Origin of the sequence: Levilactobacillus mulengensis, from assembly GCF_003946045.1 — a bacterium.
GTDB lineage: Bacteria > Bacillota > Bacilli > Lactobacillales > Lactobacillaceae > Levilactobacillus > Levilactobacillus mulengensis.
In genome coordinates this window covers 60,078-86,418 of the sequence record NZ_RHNW01000001.1, presented here as the reverse complement: position 1 = coordinate 86,418, position 26,341 = coordinate 60,078, and the positions used below count along the sequence as shown (strand labels likewise).

The 26,341-nt window shown below is 53.5% G+C and carries 23 protein-coding genes and 1 other RNA gene; 6 read left to right on the top strand and 18 right to left on the bottom strand.

Translation table 11 applies throughout. The features are described 5' to 3' along the window. Positions 1 to 253: 253 nt before the first annotated feature. The 3 genes from EKM84_RS00380 to EKM84_RS00370 all read right to left on the bottom strand — a co-directional run bounded on the left by EKM84_RS00380 (position 254) and on the right by EKM84_RS00370 (position 3,182). A complete protein-coding gene (locus tag EKM84_RS00380; protein ID WP_125762502.1) occupies positions 254 to 856 on the bottom strand; it encodes a nitroreductase family protein in 603 nt (200 codons plus the stop codon). Positions 857 to 964: 108 nt separating this feature from the next. Then, the gene (locus tag EKM84_RS00375; protein WP_125762499.1) at positions 965 to 2,467 is read right to left on the bottom strand and encodes a carboxypeptidase M32; all 1,503 of its coding nucleotides are present in this window, start codon (positions 2,465 to 2,467) and stop codon (positions 965 to 967) included. Positions 2,468 to 2,663: 196 nt separating this feature from the next. Beyond that, positions 2,664 to 3,182, bottom strand: a complete 519-nt coding sequence (locus tag EKM84_RS00370; protein WP_125762497.1) for a TetR/AcrR family transcriptional regulator — start codon at positions 3,180 to 3,182, stop codon at positions 2,664 to 2,666. A gap of 199 nt (positions 3,183 to 3,381) precedes the next feature. Between EKM84_RS00370 and EKM84_RS00365 the strand changes: the two genes are divergently transcribed. Then, positions 3,382 to 4,053, top strand: coding sequence for a CPBP family intramembrane glutamic endopeptidase (locus tag EKM84_RS00365; RefSeq protein WP_125762495.1), 672 nt, complete (start codon positions 3,382 to 3,384; stop codon positions 4,051 to 4,053). A 76-nt stretch (positions 4,054 to 4,129) separates the two neighbouring features. On the opposite strand, the gene EKM84_RS00360 is transcribed toward EKM84_RS00365, so the two are convergent. The 11 genes from EKM84_RS00360 to EKM84_RS00310 all read right to left on the bottom strand — a co-directional run bounded on the left by EKM84_RS00360 (position 4,130) and on the right by EKM84_RS00310 (position 12,199). After that, the gene (locus EKM84_RS00360; protein ID WP_125762493.1) at positions 4,130 to 4,474 is read right to left on the bottom strand and encodes a hypothetical protein; all 345 of its coding nucleotides are present in this window, start codon (positions 4,472 to 4,474) and stop codon (positions 4,130 to 4,132) included. Positions 4,475 to 4,708: 234 nt separating this feature from the next. Beyond that, positions 4,709 to 5,188, bottom strand: a complete 480-nt coding sequence (locus EKM84_RS00355) for an 8-oxo-dGTP diphosphatase (RefSeq protein ID WP_225418104.1) — start codon at positions 5,186 to 5,188, stop codon at positions 4,709 to 4,711. Continuing rightward, on the bottom strand, positions 5,185 to 6,273 hold the full coding sequence (locus EKM84_RS00350) for an acyltransferase family protein (RefSeq protein WP_125762490.1): 1,089 nt from the start codon (positions 6,271 to 6,273) through the stop codon (positions 5,185 to 5,187). The genes EKM84_RS00355 and EKM84_RS00350 overlap by 4 nt, the downstream gene beginning before the upstream one ends. A 134-nt stretch (positions 6,274 to 6,407) precedes the next feature. Next, entirely contained in the window at positions 6,408 to 6,602 is a 195-nt protein-coding gene (locus EKM84_RS00345) for a hypothetical protein (protein ID WP_125762487.1), read from the bottom strand. Positions 6,603 to 6,776: 174 nt separating this feature from the next. Continuing rightward, the gene (locus EKM84_RS00340; protein ID WP_125762485.1) at positions 6,777 to 8,087 is read right to left on the bottom strand and encodes an ammonium transporter; all 1,311 of its coding nucleotides are present in this window, start codon (positions 8,085 to 8,087) and stop codon (positions 6,777 to 6,779) included. Positions 8,088 to 8,398: 311 nt separating this feature from the next. Then, on the bottom strand, positions 8,399 to 9,049 hold the full coding sequence (locus EKM84_RS00335) for a hypothetical protein (RefSeq protein ID WP_125762483.1): 651 nt from the start codon (positions 9,047 to 9,049) through the stop codon (positions 8,399 to 8,401). 112 nt (positions 9,050 to 9,161) lie between these two features. Beyond that, a complete protein-coding gene (locus tag EKM84_RS00330) occupies positions 9,162 to 9,554 on the bottom strand; it encodes an HIT family protein (protein WP_125762481.1) in 393 nt (130 codons plus the stop codon). 3 nt (positions 9,555 to 9,557) lie between these two features. After that, positions 9,558 to 10,700: a THUMP domain-containing class I SAM-dependent RNA methyltransferase gene (locus tag EKM84_RS00325; RefSeq protein WP_125762479.1), complete on the bottom strand. Its 1,143-nt coding sequence runs from the start codon at positions 10,698 to 10,700 to the stop codon at positions 9,558 to 9,560. Positions 10,701 to 10,821: 121 nt separating this feature from the next. Then, positions 10,822 to 11,201: RNase P RNA component class B (rnpB, locus tag EKM84_RS00320), an RNA gene on the bottom strand. Between the two features lie 19 nt (positions 11,202 to 11,220). Further along, complete coding sequence (gene gpsB / locus EKM84_RS00315; protein WP_125762477.1) at positions 11,221 to 11,574, bottom strand: cell division regulator GpsB; 354 nt, start codon at positions 11,572 to 11,574, stop codon at positions 11,221 to 11,223. Positions 11,575 to 11,629: 55 nt separating this feature from the next. Then, the gene (locus EKM84_RS00310) at positions 11,630 to 12,199 is read right to left on the bottom strand and encodes a DUF1273 domain-containing protein (protein WP_125762475.1); all 570 of its coding nucleotides are present in this window, start codon (positions 12,197 to 12,199) and stop codon (positions 11,630 to 11,632) included. A gap of 1,347 nt (positions 12,200 to 13,546) precedes the next feature. Here EKM84_RS00310 and recU point away from each other — a divergent pair. Both recU and EKM84_RS00300 read left to right on the top strand, forming a co-directional pair. Then, complete coding sequence (gene recU, locus EKM84_RS00305) at positions 13,547 to 14,149, top strand: Holliday junction resolvase RecU (protein WP_125762473.1); 603 nt, start codon at positions 13,547 to 13,549, stop codon at positions 14,147 to 14,149. Between the two features lie 45 nt (positions 14,150 to 14,194). Further along, a complete protein-coding gene (locus EKM84_RS00300; RefSeq protein WP_125762471.1) occupies positions 14,195 to 16,516 on the top strand; it encodes a transglycosylase domain-containing protein in 2,322 nt (773 codons plus the stop codon). Between the two features lie 152 nt (positions 16,517 to 16,668). Here the strand turns inward: EKM84_RS00300 and EKM84_RS00295 are convergent, their stop codons facing one another. From EKM84_RS00295 to EKM84_RS00280, 4 genes are all read right to left on the bottom strand, one after another. Continuing rightward, positions 16,669 to 17,373 (bottom strand): DnaD domain-containing protein, encoded by a 705-nt coding sequence (locus EKM84_RS00295; RefSeq protein WP_125762469.1) that lies wholly within the window; start codon positions 17,371 to 17,373, stop codon positions 16,669 to 16,671. 75 nt (positions 17,374 to 17,448) lie between these two features. Beyond that, complete coding sequence (locus EKM84_RS00290; protein ID WP_125762467.1) at positions 17,449 to 18,627, bottom strand: pyridoxal phosphate-dependent aminotransferase; 1,179 nt, start codon at positions 18,625 to 18,627, stop codon at positions 17,449 to 17,451. A gap of 24 nt (positions 18,628 to 18,651) precedes the next feature. Continuing rightward, positions 18,652 to 19,155 (bottom strand): cell wall elongation regulator TseB-like domain-containing protein, encoded by a 504-nt coding sequence (locus EKM84_RS00285; protein WP_125762465.1) that lies wholly within the window; start codon positions 19,153 to 19,155, stop codon positions 18,652 to 18,654. A gap of 49 nt (positions 19,156 to 19,204) precedes the next feature. Beyond that, positions 19,205 to 22,045, bottom strand: coding sequence for a helicase C-terminal domain-containing protein (locus tag EKM84_RS00280; RefSeq protein WP_125762463.1), 2,841 nt, complete (start codon positions 22,043 to 22,045; stop codon positions 19,205 to 19,207). Positions 22,046 to 23,085: 1,040 nt separating this feature from the next. Here EKM84_RS00280 and mvk point away from each other — a divergent pair. From mvk to EKM84_RS00265, 3 genes are all read left to right on the top strand, one after another. Further along, positions 23,086 to 24,033, top strand: coding sequence for a mevalonate kinase (gene mvk, locus EKM84_RS00275; RefSeq protein ID WP_125762462.1), 948 nt, complete (start codon positions 23,086 to 23,088; stop codon positions 24,031 to 24,033). Further along, complete coding sequence (gene mvaD / locus EKM84_RS00270) at positions 24,030 to 25,001, top strand: diphosphomevalonate decarboxylase (protein WP_125762460.1); 972 nt, start codon at positions 24,030 to 24,032, stop codon at positions 24,999 to 25,001. The genes mvk and mvaD overlap by 4 nt, the downstream gene beginning before the upstream one ends. 255 nt (positions 25,002 to 25,256) lie before the next feature. After that, positions 25,257 to 26,330: a phosphomevalonate kinase gene (locus tag EKM84_RS00265; RefSeq protein ID WP_125762458.1), complete on the top strand. Its 1,074-nt coding sequence runs from the start codon at positions 25,257 to 25,259 to the stop codon at positions 26,328 to 26,330. Positions 26,331 to 26,341 lie beyond the last annotated feature (11 nt).

Here is a 26,341-nt window from a genome sequence, read left to right as displayed (position 1 = left end):
AGCCGAGGCGGAAGACCGCCCCTCAGGCTGGAGCCGGCCCCACAGCAGGGGTCCTTGAGCCCACCGGCGGGAACAACTGCCACGGGCTCTCTGATTTTCACGTTGGCAAAGACCTGGTTGGGGCGCGTGATAGCACGCTTTCATTTTAGCATAACTCCTCCCCTGAAAGCGGCCGCAAAGTTCCCCGTAACCGCAAAAGAACCCCGAACGCGCGCCATGGCGTGGTCCGGGGTTCTCTTTTATTTTGGTTAAATTACTTGAAGACCATGAAGCGGTCGTCGTCATTCATGTAATCCTTAGGGTCAGCGGGACTTTCGATAGAACCGAAGTCCAGTTGGGCCCGCAAACGCCAGCTAGCTGGGACGTTGAAGGCTGCGCGCACTTCGTCATCGATCAGGGGGTTGTAGTGTTGTAAGTTGGCACCCAAGCCGTTTTCAGCCAATGACGTCCAGACGGAGAATTGGGCGTTCCCCTGTGATTGTTCGGACCAGTCCTGGAAGTTGTCCGCGTAGAGTGGGAAGTTGTCTTCGAACTCCTTGACCGTCTTGGTTTCGGTAAAGAAGAGTACCGTCCCGAAGGCTGCCTTGAAGCTGTTGATCTTAGCGGTCGTCTTGGCGAAGGCTTCTTCGTTAGGCACCTCTTGCTTCAGGCGGTCAATCACGATGTCCCACAACTTTTCGTGAGAGGCGCCGTATAAAATGATGGCGCGCGTCGTTTGGTTGTTGAAAGATGACGGACCGTTCTTGATGTTGTCTTCAATCAAGGCCGTCAATTCGTCAGGCGTTTGCTTAACGTTACGACCTAAGGCATAGATGCTGCGGCGTTGCTTGGCTAGTTCAGTAAATTTCGTTTCCATATTGATAAGTGACCTCACTTTTTTAAGTTAGTTCCCCGTTTATGGGCAAGTAGTTTCCTGTTAAAACTTAAGTCCAAGTGTATCACTTACTTTTAGAAAGTAAAGCCATTAGTCCTGAACCTGATACGCCGTCTTAAACGTCTGGGTCATCCAGTCCAGCCAGTATTGTGGATTGAGCGGCTCCCCGGTCACCCGTTGAACCAGTTCTTGTGGCGTCACGCTAGCACCCAAACGGAAAATATTTTCTCGCCGCCACTCGGTGATCGGAGCGTAGTCGCCGCTGGCTAAGATGTCCGCCACCGGCAACGTCTGGCTCATCTTGTGGTAGAACTGGGCCGCGTAAATTTGCCCCAACAGATACGTTGGGAAGTAGCCGAAGTCCCCACCCGGCCAGTGGATGTCCTGTAAAATGCCTTCGGTGTCGTTGGCCGGGGTGATGCCCAGGTATTCCTGATACTTCTGGCGCCACAGGGCCGGCAATTCCGCCACCGTGGTTTCGCCATTGAACAAGGCCTTCTCCAATTCGTAGCGCACGATAATGTGTAACGGATACGTCAGGGGATCGGCCTCGGTCCGGATCAGCGTTGGCTTAGTGGCCATGAATCCCTGGTAGAACGTGGGCTCATCGATGTCCGTAAAGATATCGCCGGTGGCCGCCTGGAAACGCCCGTACGCCCCTTGCCAGAACGCCGGGTTGCGGCCGATGAAAATTTCGTTGAAGAGCGACTGCGACTCGTGCAGGCCCATCGATGGCGCGTTAGACAGTGGCGTGTAGTCAAAGTCCGGGTCAAAGTTTTGCATGTACAGGCCGTGCCCCGCCTCGTGGATCCCACCTAGCAGCGACATTTGAAAATCATGCACGCCATAGCGGTTGGTGATCCGAGCATCGTTGCGGTTCAGTGGGACCGTAAACGGATGAATGCTGCGGGACAGGTCCCCCTTGTTGAAATCGTACCCCAGTCGCTCGACCGTGGCGCGGACCACCCGTTCCTGAACGTCTTCGGGCACGGCACGACTCATGAAGTCCACCCGCGGTTCGGTTCCGGTCGCAATGACCGCGCGAATGTGCTTGATACCTGCCTTCAACGTCTCCATGATGGGATCCAACTGCGCGACCGTCATCCCCGGCTCGTACTGGTCGAGCAACACGTCGTAGGGCGTGGCCTGCCCATTTTGCCAGTAAGGAATGAACTGCTTTTGGTAGGCGACAATTTTTTCAATATACGGCTGGAGAACCGTAAAGTCCTGGGCCTCACGCGCCGTCTCCCACACCTGTTGGGCATCCGAAACCGTTCGCTGGTAGGCTGCGTAATCATCCGCCGGAATATCATGGTTCAAGTCGTACTCCCGCTTGACCAGCCGTAAGACCTGTTGGCCCTTGGCATCGAGTGCTTCGGGATGTGCCGTGAAGTAGGCGATAAATGCGCCCATCTCGGGTCCCGTGGTCAACGCCATTTCTTTGGCGCCGATGTAGGCCGTCAACTCGCCCCGAAAACTCGCCCCATCCTTGGGTAGGTACGTGCGCGCGTCCCAGCCCATGAGGGACAAATTCATGTCTAATAAACTAATCTGCTTCACCAAAGCCAGGAAATCCGCTTCCGTTTTTGCCATGGCAACCGCCTCCAAATCTTGAGATGATTTTAGTGTAGCATGGTCCTTTCTAAAAAGCCCGTAAATTTTCTCATTATATTTTAATTGACGAATTCAGTTAAAATGCTGATTTGACGTGAATACTGTTGCTTTGTGATTTGTTCACTTATTCTTGCATTTTATTGTGAATACTTTAACTAGATGATTCAGCGCGTTTTTATAGTAGTCGTTCAATCACAGCAACGACCCAGTCTACCGTGGCCTGGTCCTGTGGGTACTGTGTCAGGACCCCAATCAAGAAGGTCCAAACGGCCTGCCCCGCTTCAGGAGCAACTGCCGTCTGGCCTTGTTGGGCTGCGTATAGGGTCACCACGGTCGTCAAGCTGATTGGCACTGGTAGTGGTGCCGTCAAGACAAAGGCCACGGCTTGGGGATGCTGATCCGCATAGGCTAGAAGATTCCGGACCATGTGTTGGAGCATGGTTGTGGCATCGGCCGAGTCCAACACGTTTTCACGTAAAGTGGCCGTTAGTTCCGCCGTGATGTCTGCTCGTAAGGCTGCTAATAAACTCGCCTTATCTGGGAAATGGCGGTAAACTGCCGCCGGTGTCACGGCCAAAAAACGGGCGATTTGGCGCAAAGAAAGTTGTTCGGCACCAGCTGTTTCGAGTTGCTGACGGGCTTGCTGCTGAATTGCTGCTGCTAAATTCTCACGGTGGTAGGGTAATTTTGTCATCAGGGTCAATTCCTTTCACGGTAACGTTTGTGTCCTTATGTTAACATTGATTACTTTATATGTAAACAGTGATTACATTTGTCGTTAATAGTGCTTACTTCTATTTTTAACCAATCCTTACACATTTTTACGCCCCTTCTCACGGCTACTTGTCTTACAATAAAGTTAATGCGTCTATTCAAAGAAAAGAGTGTCGTCTATGTCTGAACCCGTCTCCAATCGTCGTCTTATTTTGCAATTCATCAGTTGCTGGTTCATCTGGCTCGCCGTTCAGGTCGGTCTCAACAGTCCCATCGAAAAACACCTGACCGGCTGGCCCCAAGAATTGGCGCTCGATGCCATTAAATTAGCCGTCTGGTTAGGGCTGGCCTGGTGGTTCATCCATCAAGCTGACCGCAACCATCAACGTCTCACCCTGAGCAATGCCAAACAGTGGCAACCAGCATGGCGATTTGCCGCCGGCTATGTCGTCTGGGGCATTATCATTGTTTACCTGCTGGGTGAATTTTGGTTGGCCCATCACGGTCTGAACGTTAATCACACTTTCATCCCCCAATTCTGGGGTCGCTATTTCCTGGTCGTCGGCGTCAGTGAAGAGTTCCTGTTCCGGGGCTACTTCCTAAATGCCCTGTTACAGAAATTCTCGCTCACCACTGCCAACGTGATTCAGGCACTGGCCTTTGCCAGCATGCACATCCCCCGTTACCTGACGACGGTCCCCGCCATGAGCCCGATGCTGTGGATCAGCAATCTGGTCTCCGTCTTCCTGTTGGGCCTACTCTTCGGGTGGTTGTACGCCCGCAGTCATTCCTTGTGGCCCGGCATCGCCACCCACATGACCTGGGATATTTTGGTCACCCTCTTTGGGTAAAGTGGGACTCAATTGCATTAAAAATCAAAAGCGTCCGGGAATTTTTCATCCCAGACGCTTTTTTCGTGTAACCAGGCTAGGCCCGGACACGTTGTTTCAAGAACCCTAATAAAACACTTAAAAATGCAAACGGTAAAGCAAAGCTAAACAGAGCCGTGAGTAAGACCGGAGCCACCGTCAACGTTAAGACAACATCGGCGACGCCAACAATAACGCTCACGCCTAGTAACAGCCGCCACCAGCCACGACCAATGCGTGGTTGGTACGTCAGCCCGTACACCAGTAACGTGAGGGCCGTCGTCAACAACAGTGCCCGATCAATCATTGGAATTGCCAGCAGGCCGGTCATCCCTAGGGCCACGACACTCAGCCCGATAAAGAAGTAACCGTACCAGCGTTGCGTTTGAACAGTTGATTTCACGATTATCGCTCCCTTTATCACAATCTTTACACCTTTAGTTTACCCGTTTTTGTAACCGCTTACAATAGATAAACATTGCTTGCCTGCTAAAAATATCAGGATGGTGCTCGTGTAGCCGCCTTGCCGATTGTCTAGCTGACTGGTGATTGCTCTAGTCGTTGAGCCAACGAAAAAAATCGCCAACGTCTCTCGACATCAACGACTCTGCGTCTAGCGATTCTAAGCGACTAGCTTTTACGACTCATCCCGAAGATCATCGACTAACGGCCCATTCCAGGCATCGCTAACCACCGCCGGAACCTCGCGATTGAAGACCCGCAACAATGCCGCCATACTCTCGGCACTCTTTGCCGGGGTCATTTCGCTGAGTGGCAACCAGCCGACCCAGCCCTCATCGCTAGCCTTTAACTCGCCGGTAAATGTATCCCCGCGGTACAGCAAGCCCAGCTTCCGTTTTTGCCGAGACGTGTCGAACCACTCACACGTCCCACAGAAGTCAACCGTCGACAACTGCAAGCCGGTTTCCTCGAACACTTCCCTGACAGCCGCCTGAGCACAGGTCTCGCCGACTTCCACGTGGCCACCGGGAAAACTGTGTCCCGCCTTCCAGGGCACGTTCACTTTATCTTCCACCAAAACGCGTTTCGTCTGGGGGTCCGTCACCATGATCATCGTGACCAGTTCAACCGGTTGGGTCCTATCACGTGTTGTCATTTTGCCACCGTTCCTTTCGTCCATTGCCAAATCCTATGTATGCCGTACGCCGTCGCAAACGACCAGACCCAAGTCAGCAGGTAACTCACTAGGATGCCACCCACGGGATGGACCGCCGTTAACGCCTGACCGCCAAAGCGCCAAATCAGTGCTAACCAAAAGACATTGGCCAAGTATGCGCGGTACGCGTAGGTCGCTAGCCAGTGAATCACCACTAACCCCCGGGCCCGTTGTCGTTGTTGCCACGCGGCCAGACTTGCCAGCAAGCCAATCACACACAGGCCATAGAAGACCGTCGCCGGTGCGTAGTAGCTGCTGCGGGCCAACGCGATTGGCCGACCCGTGGCCAGTAGGTCGTGAACTTGCCAGACCAGCGTCGCCAGTGCGCCAACCAGTAACGGTACCCACGTCCACCGCCACTGCCGAATGTGTGACCAAGCCAGCCAGAGTAGCATGCCCAAGACCGCATAGAGGGCAAAGCCCCAGAAGACCCGGTCGAGCCAATACCAGCGACCGACCCGTGCGGCGGGCGTGATCAGCTGGTGATAGCTGACCACCCAGCCAAGCATCCAGGCGCCACTCAAACCCGCGGTCCACCAGAAACGGCGCCGCGTCGTGATCTGTCGCCGAATCGCCCACCACAGGGGCATCAGTAGAATGATCTGCAGCATCATGGTATTGTACCACAAGTGTGGTGCGGCATTTCCGTTGATCAGCTGCCAGCCAAATTGACCCAGCGACGTATATGAGTGGTGCTGCTGCAGTTGCGGTTGCAGGAGCAAGTAGGCCAGCGACCACCAGACCGTCGGCACCCCTAACGCCGACCACTGTTGCCGCAGATACTGGCCATAGGTCGGTTGCGTCACGTCCGTCGTTCGAATCGTGGTGAAGAGAATGCCACAGATGAAGGCCGGGGCCGTAAATTTTACGGCCAGATAGACCCCGGCAAGCTCCACCTGAATCGATCGACCGGCCGGGGTGGTTATCGCCCAGCTCAAGACCGTCTGCAGCATGACCGCCGTGCAGGCAAATGCCTTGAGGTAATCGCCGGCATCCGCCACCGACGTTGTTTGTTGTTCTGTCACTTTTCGCTCATCGCCTTTACCTCTTCATTTTAGCAAGCCGAGGCGGGCCCTGTAAAGACGCAAAACACACGTAGTTCGGCGCAACAAAAAAGACGGCTCACTGGCCGTCTTTATTTTTTCGATTCTCTTCAGATTTAAGCTTCGCGATTGTTTTTCTTTGTCAGCTTGGTCATCAAATCTTCGATCCCGTAGCACGCCAGTCCTAAACCAGCGAACGCTACCGGAAAACCGAAGGCCCACATTGGTGACTTCATGAGTAGGAGCACCAGGCTCAACCCACAAACGGCTAACACAACTAAGGCAATCAGTGCCCATTGATCTTTATTCATTATAATCCCCCCAAGAGTGTTCAAACACGTGTCCCCTAAACACACCCTTAGTTTAGCAAGTTCGGGGGTAAACAGCAATCATCTAGGACAACCTTAAGAAAGTCACTAACTTTACTCAGTGGCCTGTGTTACGGAAAACGTTAAATCCGCCACCGGAAGCGCTCAACCACCAACTCATTTTTGCAAGTGTTGGAGCTGCCCCTTGAACTCGGGCGCGTACAGTTCCTGATCCGCCCGATAATCCGTGAGCTTTTCACTGAGTCCGACCGTGTAGTCGACCTGCTCGCCATGTTCCCCCTGATCCAGGCCCAGGGCCTCTTCGGCCGCATCGACCCGCATGGGGGTCAACCGCCGCAAGAGTAAGATCAAGCCGCTGCCCATCACGGCAACCAGCGCAATCGTCAGGCCCGTTGCCAGAAGTTGAATCCCCAGCAAGTGCCAGCCGCCACCGTAAATCAACCCATTTTGGGTGACCGCCGGGTTAACGGCCTTGCTGGCAAAGACCCCCGTTAGGATACTGCCGACGATGCCGCTCACCCCGTGACACCCGAAGGCATCTAGGGCATCGTCGACTCCCAGCTTGGGTTTTACAATTGCAATGAAGCCGTAGCTGGCCAGGGTCGCCAAGGTGCCAATCGCCACGGATCCCATCACGGTCACGTAACCGGCCGCTGGCGTGATGGCGACGAGTCCGCAGAGCGTGCCGGTACAGACGCCGACCAACGTGGGTTTGCCACTCGTCCAGATATCCAGAAACATCCAGACCACCATCGCCGTAGCCGTGGCCACCGTGCTGGTAATCGCCGCTTGAACGGCCACACCATTGACGGCTAAGGCACTGCCGGCGTTGAAGCCATACCACCCGACCCACAAGATGGCCGTCCCCAGCAGGACCCACGGTAAGTTATAGTGTTGCCCGGGATGATCCTTGGCCAACCGCGGTCCCAACCAGGCCGACAGTACCAACGCCGTCACCCCGGCATTGATGTGCACCACGGTCCCACCGGCGAAATCCAAGACCCCCAATTTGGCCAGCCACCCCGCTGGACTCCAGACCAGGTGCACCATCGGGTAGTAAATGCAGACGGACCACGCCAGCAGAAATAGCAAAAGAAATTTAAACCGAATCCGGCCGACCACGGCCCCCACAAATAAAGCCGGGGTAATAATGGCAAACATCATTTGAAACAGCGAATACACGCCAACCGGAATATGACTGGCGGTCAGGCTAGCCAAGTTAACACCATTCATGAAGGCATGGCGTAAGTTGCCCACGACGCCGAGCACATTGCCTGAAAAGGACAGCGAGTAGCCGACGAACACCCACAGCAAAATGGCCACGCCAGTCATAATAAAGACCGACAACATCGTATTGACCACGTTTTTCTCGGAGACCAGGCCCCCGTAGAAAAATGCCAATCCAGGAGTCATAAACAAGACTAAAATACTGGCAATCAACACGAATGCTGTATTTGCAAGATTCATTAGCGGCGCCCTCTTTACGTTTGATGTAAGAAATCCTAACACTGATTTTGATGAAAGTCACGAGTGAATTTTCAAAAATAACGGGTTGGCTGGGACGTTTAACGAACTAATTCCACTAGTACCAGTTGTTTTCATAAACTTATTAAGATTTGGAAACGAGTGACATTTTCTGACATCATCGGCATTTTTCCTACCAAATTGACACTGACAACAAGAAAAAAAGCCCAAGTCCTAGCAAACCGGCATCACACCCGCTTACCAGGACTCAGACTATGAGTCGCTGGGCGACATCCCACCTAATCGGACATCGTTTATTTTAGATTCAGTTTTTGCCGACCGTCATAAATGCCATTAACGACCTTATCAGCCTTGGGGCCTTCGTAAGCCAGCGTCGCAAAGGATAGCTCGATTTTACCAACCTTAGTGACCTTTTTTCTGGAATACAGCAGCATCTCAAATTGACTCTTCTGATGGGGCTTCAAATACGACGATGCTGAATTGGGCCCGGCCGTGATTCCTTGCTTAGGGGTCACGTTAACTAACATGTGTTTGCTCTTACTATTCTTGGCCGAAAAGATAAAGTTGCTGGTCATGGTGTTCTCGAACCCCACGAGATTATAATTGGAGATTCCGCCCATCACGTTTCTGCCGAACCGGTAAAAGCCATCGTCACTATTATTGTAGGCGGTTCCCGTGACCTTTGCCCAGGTCGCGTACTTCGCCTTTTTATTGGCAACCTGATACACATACAAATTATTCAATCTGATCTTATACGCTGAATTTTTGAAGGTGAACGTTTTCTTGAGTGGGTAGGTTTTCTTACTCGAGTAGGCCTTATGCGTCTTCTGGGCACCATAATTCTGGTACAAATTAAAAACTTTTTGCTTTGCCTGGGCCTGCGTGGCCATGCCTAATGTCCCCATTGCCACAATCCCTGCCAGTAGTAAACTCCGCCATTTCATCATAAAACCCCTTTTCCGTTAAGCTCAGTATACAGGGTTAGCCGTTACTTTACAAAATAATCCAACAAAAAACGAATCCAGACTGTGAAGTCCAAATTCGTTTCGTCAATTTCTATTTTCGTTTCAACCGACTCAAGCCCTGAACGGCCCGCGGAATCATCTTGCGGATGCCGCCCCGCGGATCCTTAACGTCCCCTTCGTACCGGGGAATCAGGTGAATGTGGGCGTGCATAACCGTTTGACCGGCGGCCGGCGCCACGTTGATGCCGATGTTATACCCGGCCGGCTGAAATTTTTCATCCAGCAAGGCCTTAGCCGCAAAGGTCAACGCATCCATCGCCGCGCGCGTTTCGGCTGGCACATCAAAGTATGTTGCGTAGTGTTGCTTGGGTACAATCAACAGGTGGCCGCGGCGCACGGGATGATTGTCCCAAAACGCCTTGGCCAAGTCATTTTCTAAGACGATACTGCTTTTCTGGCAAAAGACACAATCCGTCTTAATCATGGCTTAACCCTGGTGCCGCGGCTTACGCTTGCCCCAGAACTGGAAGTAGTCGGTCCGCAAAGCCCCGTTATACAGCTTCCGCGTCTTCGTGGCCTTTTGACCATAGAAATGTTCAAATTCCAGATCAGCCGTTAAAATGTACTTCGACCAATCCGTTAATGGCTTGAATACTTGCCCCATTTGTTTGTAAAGTTCACGAACGGAAGCCTGATCACTCAGCCGTTCCCCGTATGGTGGGTTGGCCACGATGACCCCATCTTCCATGTCCGTCTTAAAGTCCTGGACGGCTAATTGGCTAAACGTGATGTCTTGTGACAAGCCCGCCTCTTGGGCGTTACGCTTGGCAATGGCCACCATGTTCTCATCAATATCGGTCCCAAAGATCTGCAGTGGCGTATCGTAGTCGGCCTTGGCATCGGCTTCGTCACGCAACTTATCACTCAGCTCTTGGGGCACCCAATCCCAGGTCTCACAGGTGAAGTCCCGGTTAAACCCTGGGGCCAGGTTACGGCCAATCATAGCTGCTTCAATAGGAATGGTCCCAGACCCACACACGGGATCCCAGAATGGCATATTTTTGTGCCAGCTGGTCAAGGCAATCAAAGCAGCGGCCATGTTTTCCTTCAATGGCGCGCTACCCTTGCCGACCCGGTAGCCTCGCTTGAACAGACTTGAACCGGTGGTGTCCAGCGTCAACATGACGTGGTCCTTATCGATCATGACTTCCAAGGGGTAAGTGGCACCGGTTTCAGGCATCCGAGTCCGCCGGTGATAGACAGCCGCCAATTTCGTGGCAACGGCCTTTTTCACGATGGCTTGGGCGTCGGGCACACTGTGGAGCTGAGACTTCTTGGAACGGCCTTCGACAGGGAAAGCGGCGTCCATGGGGAGTAGTTCGTCCCAGGCCACGGCCTTAGTAGCTTCAAACAGTTCGTCAAAGGTCACGGCGTCAAATTCAGCCACGATGATCCGAACCCGGTCTGCGGTCCGCAACCACAGGTTCGCCCGCAGTACGTCTTCAATCGTCCCGTCAAACCGGACCCGGCCATTTTCAACCTGGGTATCGTACCCGAGGTCTCGTAACTCACGACCGGCAATGGCTTCGATCCCACTGGCAGTGGCCGCGTATAAATGAAATTTCTTCATAACGTCCTCCTTACTTCACTTTACTGAGTTGCTAATTTTACGCTGTTCTTGGGCATTTAACCCGATTATAACCATAAAAAAAGGCGGGAGCAAGCTCCCACCCACCTGACATGGTGCAAATCCCTGTAAGCCATGTTTTGTACCACCCAACCGTTTCAGGCAAACGATTGACTGGCAGTAATCATCTATCTCGAGAGTTTCCTCTCCCCCCACATTTCGTTCATTTCCATATGTGAAGCGCCCCTACCAAAAGTTTGGGTTGCCCGCTCGAGGGGTTTACCGCGTTCCACCGCCTAAGTTTCCTTAGACGTATCGTCACTGTGGCACTTTTCAGGGATACTAGGGCATAGCCGAAGCCGTAGCCGTGTTTTCCCGCCGTTACGTTATTGCTAACGTCCCCCGGCTTATTTTTTCACCGAGCACGAACACTACAGACATCTCAGTCTGTGCGAGCATGGACTTTCCTCAGCCGACATAAGCCGACCGCGATTACTCAGGATTTACACCAGTCTTTATAATTCTACAAACGATGTGACTCGTTTGGATCATTATCTAATTGTGAACCGAAAACGTGCCGTTCCAAATTGGAGAGCCGCTTCAAAATGTCCATGTTAGTGACACTTGAAGTGGATTGGCTGGTTGTCGTTGCTGCCGGCTGACTTGCCCCCACTTGCACTTGGCGCGTGAGTTCGTCGACCTTAGCCAACAACCGTTCGTTTTCTTCTTGAAGCCGTTGATTCTCCTTCACAAAAGTATCGTAGTCCTTGATCACGTTATCCAAGAAACTGTCGACATCGTCGGGATCATACCCGCGCATCTTTTGACGAAATTGCTTTTGCAAAATCTCTTTAGGAGTAAAATTAACGTTTTCCATTGATCATTACACCTCGTTATCCTAATCAAACCGGCGATATCTATAATACCAGTTTTTACTCAAATTGGGAACCATTATTTTTATTTTCTTGATATTCGTTGGCACTTTCTTGTAACCAATCCATATCTATCAGCGTTAGGGGGTAAGCATGTTGCTCTTGAAACCGCGTCACAGCGCGATAATCATACTTAGGTTTCCCTTCAACCTCTAAATCATAAACCATTGCGGCCTCATCTGTATGGGATAACATAAATTCTTGATAGTTTCTTAACTGTTGGGGCCCATGATAGGGTTGTTCACTAACTGACTGGTGAAAATCGACCTGACTCGCCAGCTGCGCGTACAGTCCACGGTTATTTTCATTCCAGTTGCTACCAAACTCAGCGAATGGCGTCATCATGGCAATTTTTAATTCCGGGTAGTCCGGCTTCAACGCCAGCCCCACCTCAATCGACCACTGCTCAACGCCCAGCTGACCACCCGTGATCAACCAGTCAGTCCCATTTTCAATCTTACCGATCAGCATTTTTTTCAATGCGTCCTTGATGACCAGGAGCTTCGGGTCTTGATTGCCAAAAACACCCAGTTCATAACTGCGGTAGCCCGTCAACCATAACCGACTCATCTCGCGGCCTCCTTTACCGGTACCTTACCAGTGTAGCGAAAAAATCCGGCCGACGCAATGAAAAATACAGATAGTTGGTAAAACAAGTTTTTGGTAGTGCCTCCGGGCTGGTGAAAACCGGGCCGTGACGCTGTGGGCGCGCGTCCGAAGCCTGAGGTGCGGTCTTCGGACTTACTTTGAGCCTCATAACCCGAGTCTCAAAGATAGCAGTTGTCTAAGCGGGAAACCCGCTAAGGCAACTCCCACGGCTGAGCCCATTTTCACCAGCTCTGCGGCTTACACTTGTTTGGCCCGCAACTGTCTTTTTTTTTACGGTCGCCTATTTTAATTGCGTTATCCAAATTTTTCGATTCATCAATTTTAACCATTAGGTACCGATTCAATTCACGTCACCTTAGACCAAAATAACATTTTGTCCTTCGTTCACACTCATCTATTTTCATTTTAACCTATTCGACGCACTACTCCCTCTCACTAACGACAAATTAACTTCATCATTCAACTTTGTCTCTACAATTCAAATAATCTTCAACTTCTGATACAAATTAAATCTCACCTTACATTAACTCGGCGTTCTAAAATGGAAAAAGTTTTGTCACCCTCGCCGACCATTGAGTCACGTTTAATCCGTAACTAACTTTTTTCTTGCCACGATTTATCAATGCTAATGCTACACGACTTATCTCTATAGAAGAACGTCTTGATTCGTAGATACCCATCAACTGAGTTAAAACTACTCAGTAAACCAATGCTCTTCATCAGAGCCAACATGCACCTCAAAGAAAAATGATACCTGTACTCACCACAAATAGTATTTCCACAATCCCTAACCCAACCAAATTCCACCTAAATCAGTCCACCCCACAATCATTCACTTAAGTTCCGTTTAAGTTCGGTCGTTTTGACCATTTATAGACCAGTTAGAGTTTTTATTTCTGGGTCAGCTTGGTATAATATCAATAACTGGGCCACAATCCCATTCGACCAGTTGCTTAAAAATATCACGCATGCCTTCACGCGTTGGCTAACCTATTATGTAATAGCAAACCACAAAACACAGGCTTAGTCGTTACCAACCCACGCAGCTGACGGCCAACACTATGTCAGCCGCAGGGCTGGGGAAAATGAGCTCAGCCGTGGGAGTTACCTTAGCGGGTTTCCCGCTTAGGTAACTGCTATCTTTGAGACGTGATTTTCGGCTCAAAGTAAGTCTGGAGACCGCCTTTTGGCTCCAGGCGGCGCCCACAGCGTCACGGCTCATTTTCACCGGCCCGGAGGCACTGCAAAGAACCAATTTAAAAGTCAACTGCGAATGGGTGGTTGCAAGGCAAGGAGGGTGAGGAGTCAATGACTATTCGGTATCCCAATGGGAATGCCTACCAGGCACCAGCAGCAAAGACGGGGCCCAAGTTCCCCAGCACCTACACCAACTACGGTAAGCGGGGTATGACGCTGGAAGAGGAACTTAACGAAAGCAATACCTACTATGAAACAACCGGGGTTGCCGTCGTTCATAAGAAGCCCACGCCCATCAAAATCGTCAAGGTCGATTACCCCAAGCGGAGCGCGGCCGTCATCAAAGAAGCCTACTTCAGTACGGCCTCCACGACCGACTACAACGGGGTCTACCAGGGCCACTACCTGGACTTTGACGCCAAGGAAACGCGGAATCAATCGTCGTTTCCGTTGAAAAACTTTCATCAACATCAGATCGATCACATGCGGGCTTGTACCGCTCAAGGCGGCATCTGTTTTGCCATTATTAAATTTGTCACCCGCCATGAAGTTTACTTGTACCGTGGGACCGACCTGTATGATTTCTGGGACGCACAGTTAAAGGGCGGCCGTAAATCCATCCCCTACGCAGAAATTGCGGCGAACGGGATCCAGATTACCGCCGAGCTCCAACTGCCCATTCCCTATCTCAAAGCCGTGGATCAGCTTCTCTAATCGTTTCACCCAAGCTGAACACGTTTAAACACAAAGGAGATTACCATGTCTAGTAACAATACCCCTCGACAGACGCGTATGAGTCGTAACGCCGAGCGTAAGCCAAGCGGTCCTAAAAAGCCGCACACTGGCTGGCGGACCTTCCGCCGAATTCTCTTCGTCATCGTCGCCATTGGCGTATTTGCCATTCTGGCCGGCGCTGGCCTGTTCTTCTTCTATGCGCAGAGCGCGCCCAAGATTTCCGAGGGTGCTCTGTCCAGTGATACCTCGACGCGAGTCTACGACGCCAACGGCACCGTGATTTCGCGGCTAGGCGCGCAGAACCGGAATTACGTGAAGACCAAGAACATCCCCGACACCTTGAAAAATGCCGTCGTTTCTACCGAAGATCGGCGTTTCTACAAGAACAACGGGGTTGACCCCATCCGGATCATCGGGGCCGCCTTCGCCAACGTCAGCGGCTCTTCCCTGGGGATGCAGGGGGGCAGTACCTTGACGCAACAACTGGTCAAGCTGTCCGTCTTCTCCACCGCCGCCTCCGACCGAACGCTGAAACGTAAGGCCCAGGAAGCCTGGTTAGCCCTCAAGGTCGACCACGACTACTCCAAGGACCAAATTTTGGAATACTACATCAACAAGGTTTATATGGGCAACGGAGTCTACGGCATGCAGACGGCCGCCCAGTACTACTACGGCAAGACGCTAAAAGGCTTGGACCTCGCCCAATTGGCTCTCTTGGCCGGTATGCCGCAGTCACCAACCAATTACGACCCTACCACATACCCGGCCTTAGCCAAGAAACGGCGGGACCTGGTGCTGGAGGCCATGGCCAAGAACAACGCCATCACCGCTGCCCAGGCGCAACAGGCCGAAGCCACGAGCATTACCACGGGTTTGGTCAAGTCACACAAGTCGACCAGTACCAGTGCCAAGACGACCAAGGTCATCGACGCCTACCTCAAGCAGGTTTACGCCGAACTGAAGTCTAAGGGCTACAACACCACGACCGGCGGGTTGAAAGTTTACACCAACCTGGACATGGGCGCCCAAAAGCAACTGTACAACATCGTCAACGGGACGGCCTACGTGGCCTTCCCTTCCGATAAGTTCCAAGTGGGCTCGACGATTGTCAACCCGAACAACGGGAAGGTCGTCGCCATGATTGGTGGCCGGAAGACTGGCAACGTCACGTTTGGCCTGAACCGAGCCGTCCAAAAGGATCGGTCGAGCGCCTCGACGGCTAAGCCACTGATGGACTACGGTCCCGCCATCGAACACCTCTACTACCCAACCTACGAACCCGTAAAGGATACCGCCTTTACCTACCCAGGCACGACGCGGAACCTTTACGACTGGGACCGCAAGTACCAAGGGACCATTACCATGCGTAAGGCCTTGGTTGAATCACGGAACATCCCCGCTGTCCGGACGCTGCAAAACGTTGGTATCAAGCGCGCCACCTCTTTCCTGAGTGGCTTAGGGATGGACTTTGATAAGACGCTGACCCTGCAAAATGGGATTGGCCTGTACATCTCCTCCGAACAAGAAGCCGCGGCCTACGCTGCCTTCGCGAACGGTGGGAACTACTACAAGCCATACCTAGTCTCCAAGGTCGTCACGCAGGATGGGAAGGCCCACAAGTATTCCGCCACGCCTAAGCGGGCCATGTCGGCCGCGACGGCGTTCATGTTGACGGATATGATGAAGGGCGTCATGACCAATGAAAATGGGTCCGGGCGTTCAGCGGCCATTCCCGGGCTGTATCAGGCCGGGAAGACCGGGACCGACTCCTACCCTGACGATTACGCGGACAGGGTCCCTGACGGCGCAACCATGGACTCCTGGTTCACCGGTTACACCAGGAATTACGCCATCTCCGTTTGGACCGGATACGACAAGCAATTCCAGACCGGCCATTACGTGAGTGCAACGCAGACTACGATTGCCCAAGAGATTTACAAGTATGAAATGTCCTACCTGGCCAGCAAGTCGACCAACACCGACTGGACGGCGCCAAGCACCGTGACCGAAACGACCCAAAATGGGAGTAAAGAATACTACATTACGGGTCACGCTGGTACGGTCGCCGACACCACGGCTACCAGCCAATACGGCTCAACCAACACGACGAGCTCATCGGCTTACAGCAACAACAGTCGGGTCACGACCAACAATAATACCACGCAGGCCAGTTCTTCCACGACGGAATCCAGTACCAGTAAGGAATCCTCGAGCACGGAACAGACGCCTGGTGGCGATGGCAACGATGACGGGGACGACACGGGAACCACGTCGACCGAATCCTCTTCGGCAACGACCACCCAGAAGAGTCCCGCAACGACCAAGACCACTGATGATGACAAATAACGTCAGGTAACACAAAGCGCCCCACCGATTTTTTCGGTGAGGCGCTTTTTTAAGCCAATTTATTTAGCGGCGCAACAACAGGTCGGCCGTGACGGGCACGCTGGCGCACTTGCACCATTTAGTTAATTAGGTTCACCAACACGTCTTTAAACCTAATTATCCGTCAGCTTAAAGATTGGCACATCGGGGATCCCCCCGTCCGGCTGCCCATTGGTCGTTGGTTTGGCCGTGCGTCGCGGTTCTTGCCGTTCCTTTTCGCGTTGGACCTGGGCGGCCGTCTTCAGGTTCTTGCGTTCCCAGCTCAACAGGATGCGGTCCATGTATTTCAGACTGTACGCCTGACTCAAAACGGCTTCCTTCAAGGCGAGCTGAATCAGCTCTGGGCGGTAATGGTCTTGGTCCAACCACTGGGTAATGCTTTCCATTTCCAGGGGTGATAATGGCCGGCCAAATTCCGTTTCAATCTGGTTAAACACGGCGGAGCGGTCATTACTAACGGCGGCCTTGGCCGCCTGCTGGGTGGTCTGAGCCGCTAATTGACTCAGTTTTTCCGTTAACAAGCGAAAGTCGTAGGCGTCCTGCTTCTGGCCATCGGCGCCGGTCACGGTCGTAATCGTCATCAATTTGTGACTGATCATTTCATGTAACAATTGGTAGACCTTTTGCTTATCCCAACCTAAATGGGCCGCCATCTCATCGGCGTCCGGCAGCTTGGTGCCCTGGTCCATGTAACGCCGCAACTGGAGGAAGACCAGGAGCTGGTCCGTGGTCATCCCCACCTCGCGAAAGTGATCGAGCAGGTAGTTGGCCACACTGGTCTGGCCCGCCTGCACGTAACGTTGGATAAATTCATCCATGTCGAAGCCTCCTGAAATTTAGAATCAAAACGACCGAACCCGGTAGTTGCGGTTCGATCGTCAGTTTAAGTCAAATTAATTCGTCATAAAGTCTTTAAGTCGTTCCATCGCCGTTTCTAACGACTGGAGGTCCGTGGCGTAGCTTAGGCGAACGTGACTCGGCAGGCCAAACGCCTTCCCGGTCACCAAGGCCACGTGCGCCTGGTCCAGAATAGCGGCAACCAGCTCATCGGTCGAGGCCAAGCCCTTCAGCTGAACGGCCCCACTCACGTCGGGAAACAAGTAAAAGGCCCCCTGTGGCTTGTGGTCTAGTTTAAATCCCGGAATGGCCGTCAGCAACGGATAAATCGTGTCTAACCGTTCCTGGAAGGCGGCGCGCATCTCGGCAACCGGCGCTTGGTCCCCGGTTAAGGCGGCCAGTGCGGCGGCTTGGCTCACGGCAGCGGCGTTTCCCGTCATGTGAGACAACACGGTCTTCAACGCGTCGATAATCCAGGTTGGCCCAACGGCATAGCCAATCCGCCAACCGGTCATGGCGTAGGTCTTGGAGACCCCGTTGATCAGCACGGTGTGGTCGGCCACGGCCGCACCCAGCGTCAGCATGGACGGTGACGGGTTCGGCCCCGCATAGATCAAATCGCCGTAAATTTCATCGGCCACAATGACCAGGTCGTGGGCCACCGCCCAGTCGCCGATGGCCTGCAGCTCAGCCTTGGTGTAGACCAGGCCACTGGGGTTTTGTGGTGAATTTAACACGATGGCCTTGGTGGCTGGTGTCACGGCGGCTTCTAGCTGTGCCGGGGTGACCTTCAGACTGGCCGTCGGGGCCACCTCAATCGGATGGCCACCGGCCAATTTGACTTGTTCGCTGTAACTGACCCAATAAGGCGCTGGCAGCAAGACATCGTCACCGGGATTCAAGAGGACTTGAAAGAGCGCGTACAGCGCCATCTTGGCCCCCGTCGTGATGACGACTTGGTCGGCCGTCACCGTGACGTGTTGGGTCGCTAACAAATGGTCGGCCACCGCTTGACGCAGGGGCAAGACCCCCGCCGTTGCCGTGTAGCCGTCCACCTGATTGGTTCGAATGGCCGTGATGGTCGCGTCCTTGATGGCCCGGGGCGTCGGGAAGTCCGGCTGACCCACACTTAAATTGATCACATCGACCCCGGCATCGCGAAGCTCTTGGGCCCGCTGCCCGGTCTTCAAAGTTGCGGACGGTTGAACCGCCTGCGCTCGTTTTGCTAATTGCATCCACGCACACTCCTCACCACAAACCTAAATATTTGAAATCTGCTGGAGCACCTTCCCATTGGAATACTGGAAGGTGATGTAGCACAATTTACCACTCTGATTTAAATAACTGACCTGCCAAGCAGGCTTGCCGTTAAAGACACACATCGCCGCGGACAAGACCTTCTTGGGATTCTTGTTCCAGACCTGCTGAAGCACCGTGTTCCGTGAAAGACCGGCACTCTTCTTAAGCACCGTCACGTCCTTGCCCGTTTTCGGCACAATGGCGTAGACGTCCTGGTTGGCCTTGTTTTTCCCGGCAACCGTGTAGTACGTGGTGTCCAGGTTCGTCCAGTAAAACTGGCTGGTACTGGTCAAATGACCGGATTTTTTAGCGACAGATTCCGCGTAAGCCTGGTTCTGACTCAGCGGCTTGGTGGCCTTGTTCACCATGTAAGCCCCCGTAATCAGAATAACCAGAATCACGAGCAGAATGCTCAGCAATACCCAATGATGGGGTCGCTGGCGTCGTTGATACTGTTGTCTCATCAATTTTCCATCGGTCTCCCTTGTCTAATTTCAATCTTTCTCAATTATATCAAACTTCGGGTGGCGTCACGGGATTGTCCGGTTTATTTTCGAAAAAATTAACTAAACCTTGCGCAATGGCGCTGGCATCCCCCGTCGTCTGCGGCAGTTCGGCCGGTAACGCCCGTAAAATACTTTGCCCGTAATGTTTCTCGAGCAGCCGTTGATCCAAAATGACCACGGCCCCGCGGTCATGCGGCGTCCGAATCAGCCGGCCGATTCCTTGGCGCAGCTTCAACGTCGCCGCTGGCAAAGCGGCACTGTAAAATGGGTTCTTCCCCGCCGCTTCGAGCCGCGCGTAGTTAGCCTTGACAAAGACCCGGTCGGGCGAGTCAAATGGTAACCGCGTCACAATCAGTAGTTCCAGTTGTTCCGCCGGCAAGTCGATGCCCTCCCAGAAGCTAGCCGCCCCCAGGAGAATGGCGCCGTGACTGGTGGCGAACCGTTTAACAATCCGTTCACGACTGCCGCTGATGCCCTGCGCAAAGATTTCGCGCTTGGCAAATTCCGGTTGCGCACACAGTTGTTGGTAGACCTGTTCAATCACGCTGAGCGAGTTGAACAACACTAACGTCTGCTTATCCACTGCCCCCGCCAGCTGGCTAATCGCCGCCGTCAGGTAGGTCACGTAATCGGCCGGGGCAATCCGACTCAGGTTCGGGCCGGCATCGCTGATAAAGAGTTCCGCCTGGTTCGCGTAGTCAAAGCTGGAGCGCATCCGGTGCGTCACCGTTTGCTCGCGGTCCAGGTCGAATTGGTCAAGCACGTACTGCGATCGGCCGGAGGAGAACAACGTCCCCCCGGTCAGGAGCACTGGCTGGAAGCCGGCGTACAAGTGATTGCGCAGGAAGCCTTCCGTGGCTAACAGACCACTCGCCAGTTGGAAACTGTTCCGGTCACCCACGTGGTTGATGGTCAGCCAAAAGAGACTGGCCGGAGCCTGCTCGACCACCTGACGCAGAATCATTAATAGCCGACTCATTTGGTCATCAAATAGGTGAATCCGGGTGTCGACCTGCTCAAACAGGTAGCGCTCGGAGGCCGCGAACCGCTCGCTCTGTTGGTCGAAGCGGTGGCGCAGGTCGTTTAAGGCCGCCAACAGGTCATCGGTGGCCGTGGTCGCGGTGGCCATGGCCGATCCCTTAGCCAGCTCATCGGCCAGGTCCGTTGCCGGAATCAGTTCTTCAATAATTTGATTGTGATTGTTGGGGCGTTTAGCCGCCAAAAACCGCAAGAACAGATGGTTGACTAACGCATTCAACGCTGTTTCTAGGGTCTCGCTGGCGGCCAAAATACCGTTCAGCGTGCCCACGGCCCCAGCATCTCCGGCAAATAAATCCAGGAGGCTCGGACCGGTCTCACGACTAATATCGCGGTCGATATGGTGTAGTTCGTTAATCAATTGGGCAAACTTCACCTGGGTTCGCCGCTGTTTCAGCGTGCTGTCCGGCAGGTGTTGGGCCTCGTCGACCACCAAGTATGGCCGGTGCAGGCGTTCACCCAGGTCCAACGCATGCTCACTCAAGTAAGCGTGATTGACGATGACAAACTGGGCCTGTTCCATGCGTTGGTCCCGGCGCCGCAAGAAATCATCCGCGTAAAATGGGTTGTCCGCGGTGACCGACCCCTCGTGAATAATTTCTTGGAAGTATGGCGCCCGGTACGTGGCCAGGTGTAATTCGTCTAGATCCCCGGTCGTGGTCATGGTCAACCACACCAGCAGGCGTAGCTTCAAGAGCTGCGTTTGCTTGGACACCTCGGCCACCTTTAACGTGGTCGCGAAGCGCTGGAGGTCCAGGTAGTGGCGACTCCCCTTGACCAACACGGCGTTCACGGGGAACGGCACGATGGACTTCAGGAGCGGCAGCGTTTGGTCTAACAACTGCTCTTGTAACAGCGTCGTGGCCGTGCTGATGACCACGGGCCGGCCCGTTTGCCCTAAATAGGCCATGGGCAGCATGTAGCCGAGACTCTTCCCGATACCGGTCGGCGCCTCAACGATCATCTGCTTAACGGGGTGCCGGTCACCCTCGGCGTAGTTGTTGTAAATGTAATTCATCATCTTGGCTTGTTCCGGCCGCCATTCCAGGTTGTCCGGCATCAGCTTTTGTTTTTGCTTCTTCGTCTTCGGATACTTGCTAGGTTCGGCCAGTGTGGTTGGGGTCTCACTCCCCGGTTTACGCAGGGCCAAGCCATTTTTCACGTAGAGGTAATCCGGCAACTTGCGGGGCTGTTGTTCATTCAGTCCCCGCGCCACGTCAAAAAGAGCCGCCGTTTGTAGCGGTAGTTCCGGATGCAGATCAATCATGCGTTGCAGTGTCACCTGCGGCAGTGCCCGTAACCGGCGGAATAGGAAAATAAAGAGTTCTGCCGTCGCACTGGCATCGCTGTCCGCGGAGTGTGGATTGTCGTGTTCAATGTTAAACAAGCCACTCAGGTCGCGTAACCGAAAACTAGCGGCCGTGGGCAAGAGAATTTGACTCAGGGACACCGTGTCCAACGCTTCAATCGTCAGCTCTGGATAACCGACGCGACTGAATTCCGCGTTAATAAAGGGTAAATCAAAATTGACGTTGTGGGCCACGAAGACCGTGTTCGTCAACAGACTGTAGAGGGTCCCGGCCACGTCGTCAAACAGCGGCGCGTGTCGAACCCGGCGATTCGTGATTCCCGTCAAGCGGGTAATGGCTTGGGGAATCTCTCTGAGTGGATTCACGTCCGTCTCAAAGTGATTAATAATTTGATTATGCTGGACGAAGACGCACCCAATCTGGATAATGCGGTCGCCATCTGTCACACTGGTTCCGGTCGTCTCAATATCGACTACCGCGTAAACCGTGTCTTTATCCATATATGCTCACCAATTTCTGCACAATTTGCGATAATAACTGGCACTATGATACACCACTTACGCCGCCAGCGCCACGACTGACTGCGCCATTGGCTAAATTTTCGTGAAATGTTTACTTTGATGGTTCTGGCGCCTCCGGGATAGAGAAAATGAAAAGCAACTAGTTGTTGACAGGCCGTTCCCGCCGGTGGGCTCAAGGTGCCCTGCTGTGGGGTCGGTTCCAGCCTGAGAAACGGGCTTCCACCTCGACTTTGAGCCTGAAATTCACAGTCTCAAAGGTCGCCCCATGCTCTAAGCTGAGAAAAACCGCTCAGCTAAGACCATCGACACAGCTGGTCACCTTGGCCCACCTCTGGTCACTCTACATAGATCATTCATTTTCTCCATCCCTACGGCGAACATCCTCGGTAACCATTACGCAAATTGTAGTCACTGGCTACTGTCAGTCTATACGGTTTCTATTTTCTAACTGGACAAAATGTCTGGGATGTACTCGACATGGCAGACAAAAGTTTCAAGCCCCATGCTCTAAGCTGAGAAAAACCACTCAGCTAAGACCATCGACACAGCTGGTCACCTTGGCCCACCTCTGGTCACTCTACATGGATTGTTCATTTTCTCCATCCCTGCGGCTCACATCCTCGGTGACCATTACGTAAATTTTAGTCACTGGCTGCTGTCAGTCTATCAGGTTTCTATTCCCTAGCTGGACAAAACGTTTGGGTTGTATGCAACGTGGCTGGTAAGACGAGGCCGATGATCCAATAAAAAACAACTCAGTAACTAACTGTCTTCCAGACTGTCGAAGCCCTGCTCACCGCGTTCCACCCCATTTTCCATTCCAGAGAACACCAATAACGATTAATGCCTAGTTCCGTGGTCCAGTACTAAGCAACTGGATTAGCAGGCAAACTTTCTATAGAAAGGGTTAATTTTTCGTCGATTTCCGGATTTTGACTGCCAAAGCTAGCGCAACGCCAATCAGTAGAGTATGATATTTTTTGGTAAGTAAATTCGATGCAGAAAGTGAGCGAGATAACTTGGGTAGAACGGCAATCGGTAAAAGTAATGCCAAAATTATTCTCATTGGGGACCATAGCGTGGTGTACGGCCAGCCGGCCATTGCGTTACCCCTGCCCTCAGTCACGACTCAGGTGGTCATGCGTAACGCCGACAACGGCCAGACCATTGCCAGTCGCTACTTTGACGGGCCCATCGCTCAAATGGGACAAAACTTAGCGGGCGTGGCGGCGCTGATCACGACGTTGCTCGACCGATTCGGCGGCCAAACGACCCCGTTTACCATGACCATCACCAGTGACCTCCCCGCCGAACGCGGGATGGGCTCCTCTGCTGCCGTGGCTGTGGCCATCACGCGCGCTATGTACCACTTCTTCCAGCGGCCCCTCAACCGCGAGCTGTTGCTGAGCACGGTCGACATCGCTGAAAAAATTACGCACGGGAATCCGAGCGGCATTGACGCCGCCACCGTTAGCTCCGACGTGCCCATCTGGTTCGTCCCCCGCCAAGAAACGTTACAGATTCCCTTTACCCTGCGCGGCTACCTGGTCATCGCCGACAGCGGCATCAAGGGCCAAACGGGTCAGGCCGTGGCCGCTGTTGCCCGGCGGAAGATGGCTTTCCCCCAGGAGACCACGCAACAGATTCAACGCCTCGGCGAGCTCAGCCACCAGGCCCGCACTGCCCTAGCCACCCCCGATTTGATGCATCTCGGTCAGATCATGACGGATGCCCAACGACAATTAAAGGGGCTCGGAGTCAGTTCCCCTGAGCTAGACAATTTGACCCAGGTGGCTTGCCAAAACGGCGCCTTAGGGGCAAAATTGACCGGTGGCGGAATGGGCGGCTGCTTGATTGCCCTCTGCCCCGATTTAGCCACGACCCACCAAGTTGAAGATCACCTACGAGCTGCCGGCGCCACGGAAACGTGGACGGAGGCTTTTAACCTTGAGGAGGAACACCAATGACAGCGGTCACCGCAAGAGCGCACACCAACATCGCCCTGGTCAAATACTGGGGCAAGGCCGACACTAAGCTGATGTTGCCACAGACCAGCAGCCTGTCGCTAACACTGGACCAATTCTACACAGATACGACGGTCGAGTTTGTGAGCGACCTCACCGCTGACGAAGTGGTGTTAAATGGCCAGCTGCTAGCCCCCACGGCCAGTCAGAAGGTCCGCCACGTGTTGGACCTGGTTCGCCAGCAGAGTGGTGTAACCCAGTTTGCCCGGGTCAGCTCGACCAACCACGTGCCGACCGCGGCCGGTTTAGCTAGCTCCGCCTCCGCCTTTGCGGCCTTGGCCGGCGCAGCCAGTCGGGCAGCCGGCCTCACGCTATCCCGCACAGACCTGTCTCGACTGGCTCGCCGTGGCTCTGGTTCAGCAACCCGATCCATCTTTGGCGGCTTCGTGGAGTGGCAAGCCGGCACCGACGACGCGACCTCGTTAGCCGTGCCGTTTCAGGAAGATGTCGACTGGCCGATTGCCATGGTCGCCCTGGTTCTGGACCCCCGTCACAAGAAGGTCAGCTCCACGCAGGGCATGCAAAGTAGCGTGACCACGTCGCCTTACTACCCGGCCTGGAAAACGGTGGTGGCCGATGACTTAGCGGCCATCAAGCCCGCCATCTTGGCCCAGGACTTCGCCACGACTGGTGAGATTCTGGAGGCCAACGCCATGCGGATGCACGCCCTGACGCTGAGTGCCAACCCACCGTTCAGCTACTTTAACGGTGAAAGCCTGGCCGCCATGCAAACGGTCCGTGACCTGCGTGCCAGCGGCGTATCCTGTTACTACACACTGGACGCTGGCCCCAACGTGAAGGTCTTCTGCCAAGAGGCCGACCTGCCTGCCGTCACGACACGCTTGGCCGCCCAATTTGGTGCCGACCAGGTCATCGTGGCCCATCCCGGCCCCGGCATTGCTTTTCTTTAAAGTCATTTAGACAGAACTGACTGCTAGTCTTTTGTTCAAATCAGCCATCAGCTAAATGCATACTTAATTAATACTGAAATTTAATCATAGTACCCAGAACATGTTGCACTACTTTCCACCACACAAACGAATGAATTGTGATTTAAGTCAATGTTAGCCGCAGGCCCATTTTCACCAGCCCGGAGGCACTGACCTATTCCACACTAAAAAACTTGATTCACCTAAAAGATTTGTCACAGAAGGGACCTGATTTTTTTGATTTCCGCGCAAGCACCCGGAAAACTTTATATCGCTGGCGAGTACGCTGTGGTCGAACCTGGTTACCCAGCAATTATTGTTGCCCTCAACCAGTTCGTCACCGTCACCATTACCCCCAGCCAGGACTACGGGCGGATCGCGTCCAAACAGTACCAGGAAAACTCGTTGTACTGGCAGCGTCAAGGCAGCGAACTCGTTTTTGACAACCGCGATAACCCCTTTCACTACATCCTCTCGGCCATTCGGTTGACTGAGCAGTATGCCCAGGCTCTGGGCAAGCCACTGGCGATGTATCACTTGAACGTCAACAGCGACCTCGACAGCGCCGACGGCAAGAAGTACGGCCTCGGTTCCTCCGCGGCCGTCACCGTCGCCACCGTCAAGGCCCTCTGCCAATTTTACGATATCCAGATGAGCAAGGACCGCCTCTTCAAACTGGCCGCCATTGCCCATTTAGACGTGCAAGGCAACGGCTCTTTGGGTGACATTGCGGCTTCCGTTTACGGCGGCTGGATTGCTTACCAGGCCTTTGACCGTGACTGGTTAGCCTCCGCGCGCCGGGAACTCACCTTGGAACAATTGCTCGACACCGACTGGCCCGGGTTACAAATTGAACTCCTGACGCCGCCGGAATCGCTACGACTAATGATTGGTTGGACGGGGACCCCCGCCTCGACCTCCCATTTGGTCGACAAGATTGCCCTGTTCAAGGCGACCCGCCGCAAGGACTACCACGCCTTTCTTCGTGAAAGTCGCGAATGCCTGCAACGAATGATTCAAGGGTTCCACGACCAAGACCTCGATGCCATTCAACACGAAATCGCCGTTAACCGCGATTTGCTAAACCGATTGGCCTGCCTGAGTCACGTCACAATCGAAACCACCCTGCTGAAGACCATGTGTGATATCGCCGTGCATATCGGCGGTGCCGCCAAGTCTTCCGGTGCCGGTGGCGGTGACTGCGGCATCGTCATTATCAATGCGGCCAAGGACCTCGCCCGGTTACTCAAAGAGTGGGAAACGCGCGGCATCGAGCCACTGAAGTTGAACGTCCACCACGTTATCGAATAAGGAGCGCACAC

What these genes read in the sequence shown, in the direction of transcription:
- mvaD (WP_125762460.1), top strand. Translation starts at nt 24,030, where the DNA reads ATGACAGCGGTCACCGCAAGAGCGCACACCAACATCGCCCTGGTCAAA.
- EKM84_RS00280 (WP_125762463.1), bottom strand. Translation starts at nt 22,045, where the DNA reads ATGGATAAAGACACGGTTTACGCGGTAGTCGATATTGAGACGACCGGA.
- EKM84_RS00340 (WP_125762485.1), bottom strand. Translation starts at nt 8,087, where the DNA reads ATGAATCTTGCAAATACAGCATTCGTGTTGATTGCCAGTATTTTAGTC.
- EKM84_RS00380 (WP_125762502.1), bottom strand. Translation starts at nt 856, where the DNA reads ATGGAAACGAAATTTACTGAACTAGCCAAGCAACGCCGCAGCATCTAT.
- EKM84_RS00310 (WP_125762475.1), bottom strand. Translation starts at nt 12,199, where the DNA reads ATGAGTCGGTTATGGTTGACGGGCTACCGCAGTTATGAACTGGGTGTT.
- EKM84_RS00345 (WP_125762487.1), bottom strand. Translation starts at nt 6,602, where the DNA reads ATGAATAAAGATCAATGGGCACTGATTGCCTTAGTTGTGTTAGCCGTT.
- gpsB (WP_125762477.1), bottom strand. Translation starts at nt 11,574, where the DNA reads ATGGAAAACGTTAATTTTACTCCTAAAGAGATTTTGCAAAAGCAATTT.
- EKM84_RS00375 (WP_125762499.1), bottom strand. Translation starts at nt 2,467, where the DNA reads ATGGCAAAAACGGAAGCGGATTTCCTGGCTTTGGTGAAGCAGATTAGT.
- EKM84_RS00370 (WP_125762497.1), bottom strand. Translation starts at nt 3,182, where the DNA reads ATGACAAAATTACCCTACCACCGTGAGAATTTAGCAGCAGCAATTCAG.
- EKM84_RS00290 (WP_125762467.1), bottom strand. Translation starts at nt 18,627, where the DNA reads ATGCAATTAGCAAAACGAGCGCAGGCGGTTCAACCGTCCGCAACTTTG.
- recU (WP_125762473.1), top strand. Translation starts at nt 13,547, where the DNA reads ATGACTATTCGGTATCCCAATGGGAATGCCTACCAGGCACCAGCAGCA.
- EKM84_RS00335 (WP_125762483.1), bottom strand. Translation starts at nt 9,049, where the DNA reads ATGAAATGGCGGAGTTTACTACTGGCAGGGATTGTGGCAATGGGGACA.
- EKM84_RS00330 (WP_125762481.1), bottom strand. Translation starts at nt 9,554, where the DNA reads ATGATTAAGACGGATTGTGTCTTTTGCCAGAAAAGCAGTATCGTCTTA.
- EKM84_RS00285 (WP_125762465.1), bottom strand. Translation starts at nt 19,155, where the DNA reads ATGAGACAACAGTATCAACGACGCCAGCGACCCCATCATTGGGTATTG.
- EKM84_RS00295 (WP_125762469.1), bottom strand. Translation starts at nt 17,373, where the DNA reads ATGGATGAATTTATCCAACGTTACGTGCAGGCGGGCCAGACCAGTGTG.
- EKM84_RS00300 (WP_125762471.1), top strand. Translation starts at nt 14,195, where the DNA reads ATGTCTAGTAACAATACCCCTCGACAGACGCGTATGAGTCGTAACGCC.
- EKM84_RS00355 (WP_225418104.1), bottom strand. Translation starts at nt 5,188, where the DNA reads ATGACAACACGTGATAGGACCCAACCGGTTGAACTGGTCACGATGATC.
- EKM84_RS00365 (WP_125762495.1), top strand. Translation starts at nt 3,382, where the DNA reads ATGTCTGAACCCGTCTCCAATCGTCGTCTTATTTTGCAATTCATCAGT.
- EKM84_RS00325 (WP_125762479.1), bottom strand. Translation starts at nt 10,700, where the DNA reads ATGAAGAAATTTCATTTATACGCGGCCACTGCCAGTGGGATCGAAGCC.